The sequence below is a fragment of the Vibrio sp. Vb0937 genome (assembly GCF_033338855.1).
Window position 1 is genome coordinate 1 of the sequence record NZ_JAWOTK010000380.1, and the last position, 1,108, is coordinate 1,108.

Sequence of the window (1,108 nt, forward strand, 5' to 3'; positions counted from 1 at the left end):
CTTGCCAATCTTTTTGCGGAGCCAAACGAATTCTCGCGCCATTTGCGCCACCACGTCGGTCAGAGCCACGGTAAGTACGCGCACTGTCCCAAGCGGTGCTGACCAAATCAGCGATAGACAAACCGCTCGCTTCGATTTTGCCTTTCACAAGATCGACGTTGTAGTCCGTTTTGCCTGCTGGCGTTGGGTCTTGCCAAATCAGATCTTCGCTAGGTACATCTGGGCCTAGGTAGCACGATTTTGGTCCCATATCACGGTGAGTCAGTTTGAACCACGCACGAGCAAACATATCTTCAAAGTATGCAGGGTCTTGTTGGAAACGCTCTGAAATCTTGCGATATTCAGGGTCCATTTTGAGTGCCATATCGGCATCGGTCATGATTGGATTGTAGCGCTTAGAGCCATCTTCTACATCAACAGGCTTGTCTTGTTCTTCAATGTCGATAGGCTCCCATTGCCAAGCACCGGCTGGGCTCTTCTTCAGTTCCCAATCGTATTTGAAGAGCAAATAGAAATAACCGTTATCCCATTGAGTCGGATGCGTTGTCCAAGCCCCTTCCAAACCACTTGTTACCGTGTCACGACCAATACCACGAGTCTTGTGGTTCATCCAACCAAGGCCTTGTTCATGCACGTCAGCGCCTTCTGGATCTGGACCAAGGTTGGCAGCATCACCGTTACCGTGACATTTACCCACGGTATGACCACCAGCCGTTAGTGCAACAGTTTCCTCATCGTTCATTGCCATGCGCGCAAATGTCACTCGCATGTCTTGCGCCGTTTTCAGTGGATCTGGATTGCCATCCACCCCTTCTGGGTTCACATAGATCAAGCCCATCATTACTGCTGCAAGTGGGTTCTCTAAATCACGCTCTCCGGAGTAACGGCTGTTTTTCGCGCCACTTGGCGCAAGCCACTCTTGCTCAGAACCCCAATAGGTATCTTTTTCTGGATGCCAAATATCTTCGCGACCAAAACCAAAGCCAAAGGTTTTAAAGCCCATCGATTCATAAGCCATGTTACCTGCGAGAATAATCAGGTCAGCCCAGCTTAATTTGTTGCCGTACTTTCTCTTGATCGGCCAAAGAAGTCGGCGTGCTTTGTCTAG

At 49.6% G+C, this 1,108-nt stretch carries 1 protein-coding gene; it reads right to left on the reverse strand.

Going from position 1 to position 1,108, the window contains the following annotated elements:
- A partial coding sequence (locus R7P67_RS25870) for a peroxidase family protein (protein WP_318086460.1) occupies window positions 1-1,108 on the reverse strand: 1,108 nt, incomplete at both ends.